Origin of the sequence: Sulfitobacter sp. CW3 (genome assembly GCF_019392245.1) — a bacterium.
Classification (GTDB): Bacteria; Pseudomonadota; Alphaproteobacteria; order Rhodobacterales; family Rhodobacteraceae; genus Sulfitobacter.
In genome coordinates this window covers 40,687-55,434 of record NZ_JAHXRL010000006.1, presented here as the reverse complement: position 1 = coordinate 55,434, position 14,748 = coordinate 40,687, and the positions used below count along the sequence as shown (strand labels likewise).

The 14,748-nt window shown below is 58.9% G+C and carries 16 protein-coding genes and 1 other RNA gene; 4 read left to right on the top strand and 13 right to left on the bottom strand.

Features of this window, described 5'->3' with window-relative positions:
* Positions 1-19: 19 nt before the first annotated feature.
* From KZZ06_RS14280 to mgtE, 4 genes are all read right to left on the bottom strand, one after another.
* Positions 20-949, bottom strand: a complete 930-nt coding sequence (locus KZZ06_RS14280; RefSeq protein WP_219580797.1) for a DMT family transporter — start codon at positions 947-949, stop codon at positions 20-22.
* Positions 946-1,758, bottom strand: a complete 813-nt coding sequence (locus KZZ06_RS14275; protein ID WP_219580796.1) for a TIGR00282 family metallophosphoesterase — start codon at positions 1,756-1,758, stop codon at positions 946-948. The genes KZZ06_RS14280 and KZZ06_RS14275 overlap by 4 nt, the downstream gene beginning before the upstream one ends.
* A 134-nt stretch (positions 1,759-1,892) precedes the next feature.
* A complete protein-coding gene (locus tag KZZ06_RS14270; RefSeq protein WP_219580795.1) occupies positions 1,893-2,456 on the bottom strand; it encodes a 5-formyltetrahydrofolate cyclo-ligase in 564 nt (187 codons plus the stop codon).
* A complete protein-coding gene (gene mgtE / locus KZZ06_RS14265; RefSeq protein ID WP_219580794.1) occupies positions 2,453-3,856 on the bottom strand; it encodes a magnesium transporter in 1,404 nt (467 codons plus the stop codon). Before mgtE ends, KZZ06_RS14270 begins: the two co-directional genes overlap by 4 nt.
* Positions 3,857-3,973: 117 nt before the next feature.
* Between mgtE and guaD the strand changes: the two genes are divergently transcribed.
* Positions 3,974-5,266: a guanine deaminase gene (guaD, locus tag KZZ06_RS14260; protein WP_219580793.1), complete on the top strand. Its 1,293-nt coding sequence runs from the start codon at positions 3,974-3,976 to the stop codon at positions 5,264-5,266.
* A gap of 156 nt (positions 5,267-5,422) precedes the next feature.
* On the opposite strand, the gene KZZ06_RS14255 is transcribed toward guaD, so the two are convergent.
* From KZZ06_RS14255 to KZZ06_RS14240, 4 genes are all read right to left on the bottom strand, one after another.
* Positions 5,423-6,763: an 8-oxoguanine deaminase gene (locus tag KZZ06_RS14255; RefSeq protein WP_219580792.1), complete on the bottom strand. Its 1,341-nt coding sequence runs from the start codon at positions 6,761-6,763 to the stop codon at positions 5,423-5,425.
* Entirely contained in the window at positions 6,760-7,566 is an 807-nt protein-coding gene (gene hisN / locus KZZ06_RS14250) for a histidinol-phosphatase (RefSeq protein WP_219580791.1), read from the bottom strand. The genes KZZ06_RS14255 and hisN overlap by 4 nt, the downstream gene beginning before the upstream one ends.
* 77 nt (positions 7,567-7,643) lie before the next feature.
* Entirely contained in the window at positions 7,644-8,018 is a 375-nt protein-coding gene (locus tag KZZ06_RS14245) for a helix-turn-helix domain-containing protein (RefSeq protein ID WP_219580950.1), read from the bottom strand.
* Between the two features lie 465 nt (positions 8,019-8,483).
* A complete protein-coding gene (locus KZZ06_RS14240; protein WP_219580790.1) occupies positions 8,484-9,332 on the bottom strand; it encodes a LysR family transcriptional regulator in 849 nt (282 codons plus the stop codon).
* Positions 9,333-9,672: 340 nt separating this feature from the next.
* On the opposite strand from KZZ06_RS14240, the gene KZZ06_RS14235 reads away from it, so the two are divergent.
* The 3 genes from KZZ06_RS14235 (at position 9,673) to KZZ06_RS14225 (ending at position 11,646) form a co-directional block, all read left to right on the top strand.
* The gene (locus KZZ06_RS14235) at positions 9,673-10,449 is read left to right on the top strand and encodes a Bax inhibitor-1/YccA family protein (protein WP_219580789.1); all 777 of its coding nucleotides are present in this window, start codon (positions 9,673-9,675) and stop codon (positions 10,447-10,449) included.
* A gap of 133 nt (positions 10,450-10,582) precedes the next feature.
* Positions 10,583-10,891, top strand: a complete 309-nt coding sequence (locus KZZ06_RS14230; protein WP_219580788.1) for a DUF1272 domain-containing protein — start codon at positions 10,583-10,585, stop codon at positions 10,889-10,891.
* Positions 10,892-10,950: 59 nt separating this feature from the next.
* A complete protein-coding gene (locus KZZ06_RS14225) occupies positions 10,951-11,646 on the top strand; it encodes an SDR family NAD(P)-dependent oxidoreductase (RefSeq protein ID WP_219580787.1) in 696 nt (231 codons plus the stop codon).
* 12 nt (positions 11,647-11,658) lie between these two features.
* Here KZZ06_RS14225 and KZZ06_RS14220 read toward each other — a convergent pair whose 3' ends face one another.
* From KZZ06_RS14220 to KZZ06_RS14200, 5 genes are all read right to left on the bottom strand, one after another.
* Positions 11,659-12,348, bottom strand: coding sequence for a VIT1/CCC1 transporter family protein (locus KZZ06_RS14220; RefSeq protein WP_219580786.1), 690 nt, complete (start codon positions 12,346-12,348; stop codon positions 11,659-11,661).
* 111 nt (positions 12,349-12,459) lie between these two features.
* Complete coding sequence (gene rpmG, locus KZZ06_RS14215) at positions 12,460-12,627, bottom strand: 50S ribosomal protein L33 (protein WP_005852281.1); 168 nt, start codon at positions 12,625-12,627, stop codon at positions 12,460-12,462.
* Between the two features lie 185 nt (positions 12,628-12,812).
* Positions 12,813-13,224: RNase P RNA component class A (gene rnpB / locus KZZ06_RS14210), an RNA gene on the bottom strand.
* A 72-nt stretch (positions 13,225-13,296) separates the two neighbouring features.
* A complete protein-coding gene (locus KZZ06_RS14205) occupies positions 13,297-13,968 on the bottom strand; it encodes an N-acetylmuramoyl-L-alanine amidase (RefSeq protein ID WP_219580785.1) in 672 nt (223 codons plus the stop codon).
* A gap of 9 nt (positions 13,969-13,977) precedes the next feature.
* Positions 13,978-14,721: a hypothetical protein gene (locus tag KZZ06_RS14200; protein WP_219580784.1), complete on the bottom strand. Its 744-nt coding sequence runs from the start codon at positions 14,719-14,721 to the stop codon at positions 13,978-13,980.
* Positions 14,722-14,748: the final 27 nt, after the last annotated feature.

Below are 14,748 nucleotides of genomic sequence, written 5' to 3'. Positions count from 1 at the left end.
AGCCTATCAGGGGTACGAGCTAGCCGTCAGTTTCGCCGATTGAAGCGGTTTGAGCAAGCGCGGCTTTGGGTCGCGGCTGTACCAGATACAGTCCTGCGAACATGATCCCAAGTGCTGCCCACAGCGTCGGCGCATAGGTTTCGGACAAAATGACCTTGGCCCAAAGCAGTCCGAACCCCGTTACAAGATAGCTGACCTGAACCGCGAAAATCGGCCCTGCCCGCCCGACCAACCACACATAGCCTGCATAGACGGCCATATGGACCAGCGATGACACCACAAGGGCCCATTGCGGGATATCCCAAGGCGGGGTCGGATCGATAAACTGGCCCGTCATCAGGGCCACCGGCAAGGTCAGAACAGCACCAACAATAGAGGCACCCTGCAACATCTGAAAGGCACCCAGATCAAGGGTGCCCCATTTGGCGATGATATTCCCCTCGAGCGCGTAGCACAGGCCCGCAATCAGCCCGACCGCGATCCAGAACGCCGGCAGGTCCATGGATACATCAGCGCCCGGTGCCACCAGCAACAGCACCCCCGTCAGCCCGCATGCCAATCCGGCCAGGCGGCGATAGCTGAAATGATCCAGCCCCATGGCCAGCGCGATGGGAAAGGCAAAGATCGGCACAAGACTAAGCAGCAGGGATAGCACCCCCGACGGCAGCCAGACCGCCGCCTGATACGATGCTGAATTCGGCAACACGGTGCCGATAATCGCAAGGATCAGATAAAGCCGCAGATAGAGCGGACCAAAGGGCAAGCGTTGACGGCGTATGGTGCTGATCACCGTCATAAACACAGCACCGATCACCATCTGCCAGAACACCAGCCCGAAATGCTGATACCCGGTGCTGACCGAAATCTTGGTCAATGGTTGGGTAAAGCCCCAGCCCGCCCCCAGCACCGCCAAGAACGCGGTGTAAAAGGCGACCTGACCCCGTGTCACGGGGCGCTTTGTTGCAGCTTACCGCCTTGGCGCACCGGAACGATACGGGTTGCCTTGCCGGTACGATCATCGGTTTCGATGTAGACGCCTGACAGGGTTGCCTCGTCATTGGCGGGGGTAAAGCGGTCTTTGGGCATGCCAGTTATAAAGCGGCGCAGGGGTTCGGTTTTTTCCATTCCGATGACGGAATGATAATCGCCGCACATGCCTGCATCGGTCAGATAAGCCGTGCCGCCGGGCAGGACCATCGCATCGGATGTGGGCACATGGGTATGGGTGCCGACAACAAGGCTAGCCCGCCCGTCGCACCAATGGCCCATGGCCATTTTCTCGGATGTGGCTTCGCAATGGATGTCGACGATCACGGCAGAGGCCAAGCCACCCAAGGGGTGGGTTTTCAACACCGGTTCCAACGCCGAAAACGGATCGTCAAAGGGGCGCTTCATGAACACCTGACCAAGCGCCTGAACGACCAGTACCTTGCGACCGTTCTGCGCCGTGAACAGGCGCGCGCCCTTGCCCGGTGCATTCTTCGAGAAATTCAAAGGGCGGATAATGCGCTGTTCCTGCTCGATAAAGCTAAGCATGTCTTTTTGATCGAACGCATGATCGCCGAGGGTCAGACAGTCGGCCCCTGCGTCAAGCAGGGTTTTGGCATGCAGGCCAGACAGCCCCATCCCCGAGGTGGCATTTTCGCCATTCACCACGACGAAATCCAGCTTCCAGTCCTTGCGCAGACGGGGCAGATTTTCGCTAATTGCACGGCGGCCGGAACGGCCCATGACATCGCCAAGAAAGAGTATTTTCATGCCCCCAGCGTTAGGCCGCGACGCGGCCAAGGGCAAGGGGCAGCGCGCCAGAATTTTGCCCGCAGCGCCGAAACGCCGCGTTGTTGTCGTTTAGCCGCGTAACGAGACACCGCAATAGACGCACCGGACGTCCGTCATCGTGTGATGTCTATCACGCCCGCTTCGGTCACGATCAGATCAAGCGGCTCATCTGTGGGTTCCAACGGCAGGTCATCGACCTCTTGCCCCGCAAATGCAAAGCCAATCGCCAGCGTCGCCCGCCGCGCCCGCAGCTGCGCCAAGGTCCGATCGTAAAACCCGCCGCCATAGCCCAATCTGTCGCCGTTTCTGGTAAAGGCCAGCAAGGGCACGATCAGGATTTCCGGTTCGAAAAAATCTTCGAGGACAGGTACTTGCGCGCCAAACGGGCCGCTTGTCATCGCCGCTTGCGGTGTCCAACGCGAAAACTGCAAAGGCTGACCAGGGCCCATGATAACGGGCACACCCACCACCCCATGGGCAGAGGCCTCTGCCATGGCGGGGCCCGGGTCGATTTCGGTGCGGATCGGCATAAAGCCGGACAGCGCCACACCGCGGTAGCCCGCCAGAACCTCGCTCAGGTAACCGGCTTGCGCATCATTGGCAGCATCAAACAGCGTTTTGCGCCGGGCAAAACCCGCCTTGCGCGCCGCGTCTTTGATGGCCGCCAGATCGGTCACAGCAACACAGCCGCCGCAAGGCCCAGAAACGCGAAAAATCCGACCACATCGGTCACGGTGGTCACGAACGCCCCGGAGGCAAGCGCCGGATCAACGCCGATCCGTTCCAGCACAATCGGAATACCGGTCCCGGCCAAGCCGGCCACGACCATATTGATCACCATCGCTATCGCAATCACATAGCCCAGCGCGGGCGAGCCGAACCAGATCACGCCAACTATTCCCATGATCACCGCAAAGATCACACCGTTGATCAACCCCACCAGACATTCGCGCCGGATCACGCGCCATACGTTCGATCCGGTCAAATCGCGCGTTGCAATCGCGCGCACCGCCACGGTCAGGCTTTGCGTACCCGCATTGCCGCCCATCGACGCGACGATCGGCATCAGCACGGCCAGCGCCACAATCTGCGCGATAGCGACCTCGAACTGGGAAATCACCATGGATGCGGCAATCGCCGTCAGCAGGTTGACCGCCAGCCACGGCAGGCGTTGCTTGGTCGTCTCGATCACGCGGTCCGACAGGGACCCCTCGCCCACACCCGCCAGACGCAGGATATCTTCCTCGTGTTCCTCGTCCAGCACGGCCATGGCGTCATCAATGGTGATCACACCAATCAACCGCCCCTCGTCGTCAACGACAGGCGCAGAAATCAGGTGGTACTGGTTGAATGCATAGGCAACATCGCCCTCGGGCTGCATGGCGGGGATGACCTGAAACGTGTCTTCCAGAATATCGCTAAGCATCGTTGCGCGCTTTGAACGCATCAGCTTGCCCAAGGTCACATTGCCCACCGGATGCATGCGCGGATCAACCATCACGATGTGATAGAACTGATCCGGCAAATCCTCTTCGGGCGTTTTGCGCAGATGATCGATCGCCTCGCCCACGGTCCAATGTTCGGGGGCCATCACGACCTCGCGCTGCATCAAACGACCGGCGGAATACTCAGGATAGGTCAGCGCCTGTTCAACCGCCGCGCGGTCGACATCTTCCAGCGCGCCCAAAATTGCTTCGGCCTGCGCGTCTTCAAGGTCCTCGATCAGGTCAACAACATCATCGCTGTCCATGTCGCGCACAGCATCAGACAAGACCTGCGGCGTCAGAATCGCGATGACTTCCTCGCGGATGGATTCATCAAGTTCCGACAGGATTTCCCCGTCAAACTCGCGGTCATACAGCCGGATCAGCTTGGTCCGCTCGAAACTGCTGATTTGTTCCAAAAGGTCGGCGATGTCCGCCGCGTGCAACGGCTCCATCAGCTCGGTCAGCCGCTCAGCATCGTCAATCTCGACCGCATAAAGGATCGAGGCCACGGCCTTCTTGTTCAGCTTGTAAGCCTCGGAATCGTCTTCTGCTTCGGGTGCCAGTTCCAATTCTTGCGTTTCATCAGACATAGCGCACCCCCATAAAGATTTGCGCTAACAATAAGCGCCGCCAAGCAGGGATACAATGGTGCGAAAAGCCCAATCCGACCGATTGTCCCTCTCCTCACAAGGGCCTAAGATGGCGTAATGACACAGCACACTCTCCTCCTTGGCCACACCCTGCAGTTTTCGGGAAATCCCCTCTCCCAAGCTTGGGAGGATGCGGTTTCAATCGACAGTGCGGGCGGCGTCCTGATCAAGGATGGCCATATCGTTGCAGTCGGGTCGGCAGATACATTGCGCAAGGCCCATCCACACGCACAGATCACCGATTACGGGGATGCGCTGATCTGCCCCGGCTTTGTCGACGCCCATGCCCATTACCCACAGACGGCGATCATCGCGAGCTGGGGCAAGCGGCTGATCGACTGGCTGAACCGCTATACCTTCCCCGAGGAAATGCGCCTGTCCGATGCGGATTACGCCACCCAGATTGCCGGGCGGTATCTGGACGTGACCCTTGCCCATGGCACAACAACCGTCTGTAGTTATACAACAATTGCACCACACAGCGTCGATGCGATCTTTGACGCGGCCGCAATGCGGGGCCAGCGGATCGTGGCGGGCAAAACCTGTATGGACCGCAACGCGCCGGACGGGCTGCGCGATACGGCGCAATCGGCCTATGACGACAGCAAAGCCCTGATCGACCGCTGGCATGGCAAAGGCCGCGCCAGCTATGCGATCACCCCGCGCTTCACGCCGACCTCAACCCCCGATCAGTTGGCAGCTCTCGGCGCACTTTGGGCCGAGCGACCCGATTGCCTGATGCAAACACATCTCAGCGAACAGGTCGATGAAATCGCATGGGTCCGCGATCTGGTCCCCCACGCCCGTGATTATCTTGATACCTATCAAGAGCATGGCCTTGTCGGCGAACGTGCGGTGTTCGGCCATGCGATCCACCTTGAACCGCGCGAAATTGACCAAATTGCGCACAGCGGTGCTGCGATAGTCCATTGCCCGACATCAAACACCTTCATCGGCTCTGGCCTGTTTGACATGGCCGGGCTTGCTGCCCGCGATATTCCCATTGGCCTGGCAACCGACACCGGCGGCGGCTCGTCTTTCTCGATGCTGCGCACCATGGCTGCCGCCTACGAGATCGGCCAATTGCGAGGCACGCCACTGCACGCCGCACAATTGATCTGGCTCGCCACCGCCGGTTCCGCCCGCAGCCTACACCTGCAGGACAAAATCGGCCGCCTGTCCCCGGGGTTCGAGGCAGACATAACTGTGCTCGACCTTTCTTCCACCCCTGCCATTGCACAGCGGGCAGACAACGCCGAAACCATCTGGGACAAACTCTTTGCCACCATCATGATGGGCGATGATCGTGCCATCCAGGACGTCTGGGTCGGCGGCAAAAAACGCGCCTAGCCGATACCATGTGGGCCTAAGTCATTTTGCAAAATAAACTCCCTGCGGAGCATCCAACGCCTCACCGCCCATGCCGCTCATTCAGGCAGGCTCACGGTTCAGCGGGCGCAAAAAACATAATGTGGCGCAGCCACGCCTTTTGATCGCTCAACAGATTTACAACTGCGCCTGCAGGCCCTGCACCAAGGTCTTTTGCCGCGTCAGTTGTGCTTGCAGATCGATGGTTTGCACCTGCCCGTCTGCGACAATCCTGCGCCCCTCAACCAACAGATCCCGCACGGTCTGCGGACCCGCCATCAGCAAGGCTGCTGGGTCCCAGCTGCCCGCGCTCTCGATCCTGCTGACATCCCAAATGGCAATGTCCGCCCGCGCGCCCACTGCGATCCGCCCGCATTCCGGGCGCCCCAGTACATCAGCGCCGCCACGGGTGGCGATTTCCAGCGCCTCGCGCGCGCTCATGGCGTCAGCGCCCAGCATCACGCGTTGCAACAACATGGCCTGTCGCGCTTCGCCGATCAGGTTGCTGGCGTCGTTGCTGGCCGATCCATCCACCCCCAGACCCACACGCACGCCCGCATCGCGCAGCCTGCGCACAGGTGCGATGCCAGACCCCAAGCGGCAGTTGGAACACGGGCAATGCGCAACGCCTGTGCCAGTCCGGGCAAACAGGTCAATCTCGCTTTGGTCCAGCTTGACGCAATGGGCATGCCACACATCAGGGCCGACCCAGCCGAGATCTTGGGCATATTGCCCGGGCCTGCAGCCGAATTTCTCTAGGGAATAGGCGATGTCCTGATCGTTTTCGGCCAGATGGGTGTGCAGCATCACCCCTTTGTCCCGCGCAAGCACTGCAGCATCGCGCATCAAATCACAGCTGACGGAAAACGGCGAACAGGGGGCGACCGCCACACGGCACATCGATGACGGGCTGGCATCATGAAAGGCGTCGATCACCCGGACGCAATCGTTCAAGATCGTGGCCTCATCCTCGACCACCGCGTCGGGCGGCAGGCCGCCGTCGCTTTCGCCAATGCTCATCGCGCCGCGGGTGGGTTGAAAACGCAGGCCAATTTCGCGGGCGGCGTGAATGGTATCCTCCAGCCGCGATCCGTTGGGATAAAGATACAAGTGGTCCGAGCTGAGGGTGCAGCCAGACAGGGCCAGTTCGGCCAGCCCGATCTGGGCCGAGGTGAACATATGGTCTGGCGTGAACCGCGCCCAAATCGGATAGAGCGTGCGCAGCCAGCCGAACAACAATGCGTCCTGCCCGCCCGGCACAGCGCGGGTTAATGTCTGGTACAAATGGTGATGGGTGTTCACGAGGCCGGGCGTCACGACACATCCTGCCGCGTTGATGACCTCCCCCTCGCAAGTCAATCCATGCCCGACCTCGGCGATGGCCCCATCCCGGATCAGGATGTCTGCACCGGCCAATTCCCGGCGCGTGTCGTCCATGGTCAGGATGTGATCAGCGTTTCGGACAAGGATCTCTGTCACGCGGGGCAGGCCCGAAGAATTTCGAGCGCCTGCGCGTGGATTTCAGCATTCGCCGCCGCAACGGCACGCCCCCCCTGATGTGCGGGGCCACCTTGCCAATCGGTAACGATCCCGCCTGCGGCTTGGATCACGGCAATAGGGGCTTGGATGTCATAGGCATTCAGGCACGATTCAATCACCAGATCGACCTGGCCAGCCGCGACCAGCGCATAAGCATAGCAATCCATGCCATAGCGGGTCAGCCGAGCCTTCTGTGCCACCTGATGAAAGGCTGCCCCTTCGTCGGCACTGCCAACTTCTGGAAATGTGGTGAAAACTGTCGCTTCTGACAGATCGCGCGCGTCGCGGGTTTTCAGCGGATGCGTACCGCTGGGCCCGGTGACCATTGCCAGACCCGGGCCGCCAACAAAGCGTTCACGAATATAAGGTTGATCAATGATCCCGAAAAACGGGCCGTCGCTGCCACCTACGGCAATCAACACGCCCCATGTCGGCGTCCCAGAGACGAACCCCCGTGTGCCATCAATCGGATCCAAGACCCATGTCAGGCCGGACGTACCCGCAACAGCGCCATATTCCTCGCCCAGAATGGCATCATCGGGCCGTTCGCGCGCCAGAATGTCCACCATGGCACGTTCCGCTGCGCGGTCCGCGATGGTGACAGGATCATAGCCTTGCGAAAGTTTGTTATCAGCAGACAAATCCGGCGCTCGAAAATGCGCCAGTGTCTCTACTCGGGCGGCATCGGCCAATAAATGGCCGACACGAAGGATGTCGGGATCAAGGTCATCATGAATTTTCATGACCCTTTCAGTGACATCAACTTATTACTGTTGCAATAACCTTGACGACCCCCCCTATGGGGCTAGGTCGATTAGTATCAGGCTACATCACTCAAAACGCGCGCCAGTTCAAAAAGGCGGCGGCGTTGGTGTTCCGGGATCGAATAATACGAACGCACCAGATCCATGGCCTCCTTGTCGCCAATCAGGTCGGCGGGAATATTTCTTAGCGGCGTATCAGACTGGCCTTTTTCAGCCTCGAGCCCTTCAAAGAAATGCGCGACCTCTACACCTAGTGCATCCGCAATATCCCACAAACGCGACGCGCTGACGCGGTTCGCACCCGTTTCGTATTTTTGGATCTGTTGGAATTTTATTCCCACCAGTTCTGCAAGCTTTTGTTGCGTCATTCCGGCCAACCAGCGGCGTTGACGGATACGCTGTCCTACATGAACATCTACTTTGTGCGGCATCGCTATACTCTTTCCAGTTGCATGCACACGGACATGTGCAGTACGTTTTACATCTAACGGAAATGGTTAAAAATCGCCATCTCCGCAGCCTTATGGCCTCATTTACTCTTTAAACGCTCACAAATAAAGTCCGAATGCATATAAACCCTAATAAGATCGGGGTTCTATTTCTCACTTAAACATTTGCAGGTGCATATTCTCTAAAAATACAACACACCCTATACGTGCATTTGAGTCCACGGCGATACCTAAATGTGAAAAAAGGCATTTATGTGTCGCCAGTAAACTTCTCCTACCCATTGCGGGAGTGCAAAGATCATATTCCTGCCCTGATTGAGAAAACACCTGACAGACGTCAGCGTTTCAAAACTCCGGCCAAAGGACGTATGGTCAACCTGCGCTGGCGATGACAGTGCAATTCCGTGTATCTGCAGGGTGCAATCGGGGTACCATCTATCCTTTCGGTTATTTTCGAAACATATCGCGGATCATGCCCGCCAACGAATCGTGCACTATATTCCGCGTTGCTAAAGCACCGTAGAGATTGATGTTCTGCGCCGGCAGAACCGGCAGCGCGCCGTGGTGATGTATCCGCTCAAGATGAGGCGGCTCGGTGCCGTCGATCATCGCATGCACAGCAAGATCGGCGCTCACCGTCGCCTCGATGGTGCGGTCGCTTTCTGTCTCGACAATCAAATCCCATTTGACCTTATGCTGGTCCAGCGCCTCGACCACCTTGGGGCGGAACGTGCAGAAACGACCAAGGGCCAGTTTCAACGGCCGCTGGCGCCACGCCGCGCCACCCGGTGCCCCGATCCAGATCAGGGGCTTTGCGCATAGCGTTTCACCGCCGGTATCAAGACCGCTTTCCGTGGTCATGATCAAATCGCAGGCCCCCTTGGCAAAGCTTTCCTTGAGCGTACGGGTGTAAGAGGATTCCAACTGCACCCGAACCCGCGGGAAAACCGCATGAAACTGCTTTAGCACTTGGGGGATCGCCGGATAGACGATGTCATGGGGCACGCCCAAGCTGATCACCCCCTCGTGCGATTGATCCGTCAGTCTGCCAATCATTTCATCATTCAACGCAATCATGCGGCGGGCATAGGCCAACACCTGTTCGCCGCTTGCCGTCAATGCGATGGTGCGGCCCGACCGATCCAGCAATTCGAGGCCCAATAGGTCTTCGAGACGTTTCAACTGCATTGAGACGGCGGATTGGGTTAGATGCAGAAAGCCCGCGGCACGTGTCACCCCGCCGGAATCCGCCACGGCAACAAAGGACCTAAGCGTGGTGATATCAAGGTTTCTCATCCATATGCTTTCGTGATTAAATCATGTAAAGCATCAGATATTGTGATGTGCTGCGCAAGGCTTTTGTCGTCGTGGCTGATTTGCCGGCAGGTTCCCCGTCAAAATCGGCTATTTAAAACCCAAGTTTCCGGCCCCCTCTGGTCAGAGGAACTGGTACCCCGCCAGTTGGGCTGCACAAGTGGTGCCCCGCGTGGCATAGGTAAGCCATTATCATTATTGAAACCACTTACCGATAATCAGCGGAAAAGCCTTGAAAAACTGCGCCAGTCACCCGATATTCCATGCAATACCGGGGTAGGAAAACCAATCCCGCAACTCTTTTACCAATTGGAGGACTTTCATGGCCGACGTGAATACAATCCGGTCCGCTGCCGGATCCCGCGCCGCCGCTATCGACGAGGGGCTGCGCACCCATATGAACAAGGTGTATGGCACCATGTCGATTGGCATGTTGATCACCTTTGCCGCTGCTTGGGCCATTTCCGGTCTTGCAGTCACAACAGACCCTGCCGCCGCCGTGGCGCAGATCGGTACTGACAAGTATCTGACCTCGTTCGGGTCAGCCTTGTACATGTCGCCACTCAAGTGGGTTGTCATGTTTGCGCCACTCGCCTTTGTCTTTGGCCTTGGTGCCGCCATGAATAAAATCTCGGCTGCGACCGCACAGACGCTGTTTTACGCATTTGCCGCTGTCATGGGTATTTCCATCAGCTCGATCTTCCTGGTCTTCACAGGCTACTCGATCATTCAGATTTTCTTGATCACATCGATCGCCTTTGCGGGCCTGTCGTTGTGGGGCTACACCACCAAGAAAGACATCTCGGGCTGGGGTAGCTTCTTGATCATGGGTGTGATCGGTCTGATCGTTGCATCTGTCGTCAACATCTTCCTGGGCTCGCCTGCCTTGGTTTTCGCGATCTCTGCCATCGGCGTACTGATCTTTGCGGGTCTGACAGCCTATGACACGCAAAACATCAAGGCCACATACCTTGCGCACGCCCAACACGGCGACCAAGAGTGGCTGGCAAAGTCGGGTATCATGGGCGCGCTTAGCCTGTACCTGAACTTTATCAACATGTTCATGATGTTGCTGCAACTGTTCGGCAACCGCGAATAAACGACGACACACTTACGAATACAAAGGCCCGTCAGAGAAATCTGGCGGGCCTTTTTTCATGCCCTGCCCCCTTGCATACCCTCCAGCTGTCGCGTTTGTTTGCCCCATGCCCACCCGCAGAAAGGACCGCACCATGCTGGAACTCCGACCCAATTGCGAGATGTGTGACAAAGACCTGCCGCCAAACGCCACTGACGCGCGGATATGCAGTTATGAATGCACCTTTTGCGCGAGCTGCGTCGAGGATGTGCTGCAAAACGTCTGCCCCAATTGCGCTGGTGGATTTGTCCCACGCCCGATCCGCCCCGCGCTGGACCGCCGTGCCAAGGTCAGCCTTGCGTATCAGCCCGCCTCGACCACGCGGCGCGGCCTGAAGTACGACTTAGACGACATCGCCCGACAAACAGCCAAGACCAAGCATATCGCCCCTCAGGACCGGTAACAGTGATGTTTTCCTGACCGGCCACACGGCCAGCAACTGAATGAAAGGAACGCCCCCCCATGCCCAGAACCGTCCTTGTCACCGGGGGTGCCATCGGCATCGGCCGCGCCATTGCCGATGATCTGGCCCAAGATCATAACGTTGCGATTGTCTGGCACAGGTCGCCGCCACAGGGGCTGCCTGACAGTATCCTCGCGATCCAAGCAGACCTGACCCAAGACGGGGCCTGCGCAGACATGGTGGAAACGCTGATCGCGCATTTCGGACAGCTGGATGTGATCGTCAACAACGCCGGCGCTGTCCGGTCGACCCCTCTGGATAGCTTTGACGCGGCAGATCAACATGCGTTGCTGGCCGTGAACGTGCTGGCCCCTGCCGACCTGCTGGCCGCAGCCCTGCCGCATCTGCACAGTGGCGCTGCGGTTGTGAATATATCATCGGTGAATGCGGTGCTGCCACCCAAGGGGGCCGCGCTTTACGGGGCCAGCAAAGCCGCGTTAAACCTGTGGACGCGCGCCATGGCCAAAGAGCTGGGGCCACGGGGCATACGCGTTAATGCCGTCGCACCGGGGGCCATCAACATCGCGGAAAACCCGCGCCCTGATGCGCTGACAGAGCTGTTTGTGAAAGACACCGCATTGGGCCGGATCGGGACGCCCCAAGATATCGCGCGCGCCGTACGGTTTCTGGCCAGCGCCGATGCAAGCTTTGTGACTGGTGAGGTTCTGACGATTTCAGGGGGATACCGTCTTTAGGCCAGCCAATTGCTAGACAACACTGTCGAAAAGCTGTCCCACCCCAGCGGTGAACAGCATCGCCACGACGCCCCAAATGACGGCACGTATGATCCCTGGCCGCAACGGCGCGCCGCCCAGTTTTGCGCCACCACCGCCCAGCAGAACCAGCGCCAGAACAGCGACCGCTGCAATTGCGCTAATGTCTGCCGCACGCGGGGCTAAAAGCGCGGCTGCCAAAGGAAATGCACCGCCGATGCCAAAGGCCAGCGCAGAGGCCCCAGCCGCCTGCAACGGGTTCGCCTGACCGGCTAGGCCAAACATGCCCAACTCCTCGCGGGCATGGGCACCAAGGGCGTCATGGTCGGTCATCTGGGCCGCTACCTTGACGGCCAATACGGCATCGACACCACGGCTTTCGAGGCCTTCTGCCAGTTCCTCAAGCTCGTAATCGGGGTCTTCTTCCAATGCGATGCGTTCGCGTTCCAGATCGGCCGCTTCGACATCAGCCTGAGCGGACACCGAAACATATTCCCCCGCCGCCATCGACAGCGCCCCAGCGGTAAGCCCCGCAAAGCCCGTCAGCATCACATTCCCGGACGCCATGCCAGCCGATGTGACACCGACCAGCAAACTGGACATGGACACAATGCCATCGTTGGCCCCCAGCACGGCTGCACGCAACCAATTGCTCCGGTTTATAAAGTGGCCTTCTTTGGGCATGAGATCGCCTTTGGATGCGGGTGCGCGGGGTGCACCTGTAAAGCACAGTGGTAGAAACGCAAAAGACCGCACACAAGGGTGCGGTCCTGCAATCCGTTTAAAGGGCAGATCTTACTTGATCTTGCCTTCTTTGTATTCGACGTGCTTCCGAATAACGGGGTCGTACTTTTTGATGACCATCTTTTCGGTCATGGTACGCGCGTTTTTCTTTGTTACGTAGAAATGGCCTGTGCCCGCGGACGAGTTCAGACGGATCTTGATCGTGGTTGGCTTCGCCATAGTCGTTCTCCTGCAAGTACGAGAAGGCCGCTCTTCGACCAAGCCTCGTGAAATCCTGAGATTTGGGTTCTAGTCACGCCAGCCCCCGAGTCAACCGCTATTTCCTCACCAATGCGGAAAGGAGCCGGAAAATTCGAATTTTCCGTACCGGAATTTTCAAAAAATTCCGATCGGGGCCGTAAAAGATGCGCGGAAGGCCTATAAGCCGGATTTTGTCCCTGCCCGAAGACAGGGGATGACCATTCCTCTGACCCTGCAGTTACCTGCAGAGCTATAGCTGCCAACCCGGACCTGCTGGGGCAGAAAAAGCCCCGCTTTGTCTGTTGCCAGACGCAGCACGCGGTCCCTATTTGGCATTGCTCCCGGTGGGGCTTGCCGTGCCGGAGATGTTACCACCCCCGCGGTGCGCTCTTACCGCACCGTTTCACCCTGACCGCCCCGGTGGTATCGGTTGCCCGACCCGCCGGGGAGGCGGTTTGTTTTCTGTGGCGCTATCCGTCGGGTTACCCCGCCCGGGCGTTACCCGGCACCGTTTTTCCTTGGAGTCCGGACTTTCCTCGACCCTGTTACCAGGACCGCGGCCACCCAGCCTTCCGCGCGCTGCACGCCTAGCGTTTTACGTTGTGCGACGTCAATCTGTTTCGGGGCTCGGATGCCTCCGGCGGGGATTTATTTCCATTTGGAAGCAGGCATGTGGCAGAGGTTCATGTCATCAGCGCAGAGCGGGCCGGAACGCCATGGGGCAAAGCGCAGGCGTGTGGCAGTCAAAAGCGTCTCAAGCGGCACGTCGGCGCTAAAGCCTGCTTGTTTTGCGTGAGCCGTGAAAGTTTCGGCGGAAGGGTTTGCAGATGACGGGTTTGGTTTGCCTTGGCCTGCGAGGCCTTGCCTTGCAAGGCGTGCCCAGTCGAAATGTGGGCCGGGGTCTGCTTTGCGGCCTGGTGCCATGTCAGAGTGACCGATGACGCCATCAGGCTGGATATCCCACCGGTCTAATGTGCCCCGCAGAAGCGTTTCAAGCGCGCTCATTTGTGGTTCGGGAAACGGGTGGCTGCCTGTATTGTCCAGCTCAATCCCGATGGAGCGAGAGTTGACGTCACCCTGCCCCGCCCATTCCCCTTGCCCTGCGTGCCATGCGCGTTTGTTTTCTTCGACCATCTGGATGATGTCGCCCTGCCTCGAGATCAGATAGTGGGCTGACACCTCGGCTGCGGGGTCACAAAGACGTTCCAGCGCATCCGCGGCGGTTTGCATCGCGGTATAGTGGATCACAACGAGCGAGGGCCGCAGCCCATCCCGGCGCGGCCCTTGATTTGGAGAGAGGTATTTGGTCACTTTAGCCACGCTTGGTGGTTACCCCTCGATTGCCCGACGGTAGGGGGACGGATCCCAATCGCAGGCGTATCCATCGCCATCGGGGTCCATGCCCGCGCGATCCCGTTCCGGACCGCCCGCGCTGAGAAAGGCGATTTGGGCCTGGTCGGGGTGGCTGTATTCTGCACAGGCACGCACAAACTTGCGCTCCTTGTTCAATCCCCGACGGGTATAGACCGCTGTCCCGACGCCGTGTTTGTTCTGCAAGGCATAAGATACGATATTGGGCCCTGCGTCTGTACGATCCGGCAATGCCTCGGGCTGGACAACGCGGTACTGCGCGCGGTTTGCGGCAATGCGCGCCGCATCGCTTTCGATGCTACGTTCGCCCGCGACAGCGTCAAAGTTGTTTTCCTGCGAGATCCCTTCGGCGTTCAGAACCGGGGGGGCCGCGTTGGCGGGGCTGGCGTTGATCGGCACGACACCAGAGTTTGTTGCAGCGTCGTTGCCAAGGCCGCCGGGGCGCGTCGCATCTAGAATACGGGCTGTTTCCGCCGCTGTCGCAGCGGCTGACCCGTCGTTTGGCGCGGACAACGCAGATGCGCTGACAGCGGAAGGCGCGGGGAATTCCCCTTGCGGGGGCGCAGCCAAGGCCGCATCACGCTGGGATTGCTGCGCCTGGAAATCATCGAACCCGGCACCGCGCCCGCTGTCGGGAATGGCAGGTTGGCACGCAGACAGGGCCATGCCCAAAGCTGTGACAAGCGAGATAGGTTTAATCATTGTTCCTGCTTTTTCATTTACTGCTTT

Coding starts and splice junctions, on each gene's coding strand:
- rpmG (WP_005852281.1), bottom strand. CDS start 12,627: ATGGCGAAGCCAACCACGATCAAGATCCGTCTGAACTCGTCCGCGGGC.
- KZZ06_RS14230 (WP_219580788.1), top strand. CDS start 10,583: ATGCTGGAACTCCGACCCAATTGCGAGATGTGTGACAAAGACCTGCCG.
- KZZ06_RS14225 (WP_219580787.1), top strand. CDS start 10,951: ATGCCCAGAACCGTCCTTGTCACCGGGGGTGCCATCGGCATCGGCCGC.
- mgtE (WP_219580794.1), bottom strand. CDS start 3,856: ATGTCTGATGAAACGCAAGAATTGGAACTGGCACCCGAAGCAGAAGAC.
- KZZ06_RS14220 (WP_219580786.1), bottom strand. CDS start 12,348: ATGCCCAAAGAAGGCCACTTTATAAACCGGAGCAATTGGTTGCGTGCA.
- KZZ06_RS14245 (WP_219580950.1), bottom strand. CDS start 8,018: ATGCCGCACAAAGTAGATGTTCATGTAGGACAGCGTATCCGTCAACGC.
- KZZ06_RS14200 (WP_219580784.1), bottom strand. CDS start 14,721: ATGATTAAACCTATCTCGCTTGTCACAGCTTTGGGCATGGCCCTGTCT.
- KZZ06_RS14275 (WP_219580796.1), bottom strand. CDS start 1,758: ATGAAAATACTCTTTCTTGGCGATGTCATGGGCCGTTCCGGCCGCCGT.
- guaD (WP_219580793.1), top strand. CDS start 3,974: ATGACACAGCACACTCTCCTCCTTGGCCACACCCTGCAGTTTTCGGGA.
- KZZ06_RS14235 (WP_219580789.1), top strand. CDS start 9,673: ATGGCCGACGTGAATACAATCCGGTCCGCTGCCGGATCCCGCGCCGCC.
- KZZ06_RS14240 (WP_219580790.1), bottom strand. CDS start 9,332: ATGAGAAACCTTGATATCACCACGCTTAGGTCCTTTGTTGCCGTGGCG.
- hisN (WP_219580791.1), bottom strand. CDS start 7,566: ATGAAAATTCATGATGACCTTGATCCCGACATCCTTCGTGTCGGCCAT.